General features: G+C 65.1%; 1 protein-coding gene. It reads left to right on the forward strand.

The window, feature by feature from the left end:
* On the forward strand, window positions 1-447 hold a 447-nt coding region (locus ACL02O_RS34450; RefSeq protein ID WP_412822363.1), incomplete at both ends, for a hypothetical protein.

Raw genomic sequence — 447 nt, forward strand, 5'->3', positions numbered from 1 at the left:
GAGGTCACCACGCTCGAGTGGGACGACGACCACAACGTCACCAAACTCACCGAGAACAACGGCGCCGCGTCGACCTGGACCTACGACGCCAAGACCGGCTACCCCACAGAGATCAAGGACGCCGAGGCGGTCCGCAATGGCTGGCCCGGCACGGTCCTGACCTACCAGCGCCAGCTCAACGGCTACGTCGCCGACCTCACCGAGAAGACCAGCCCCGAAGGCCGCAAGTGGACCTTCGGCTACGAGCCCGACGGTGACGTCGCCTGGGTCGTCGACCCGATCGGCAACACCACCCCGACTGCTGACGACTACAAGACCACGTACACGTACGACGCGTGGGGTCAGATGCTCACGGCGACCGACGCCAACGGCAACGGCACCACCAACAGCAACTTCGATCCCAACGGCTACCCGCAGACCATCACCGACGCCGACAACAAGCAGACC

The sequence above is a fragment of the Micromonospora mangrovicola genome (genome assembly GCF_047200535.1).
GTDB lineage: Bacteria > Actinomycetota > Actinomycetes > Mycobacteriales > Micromonosporaceae > Micromonospora.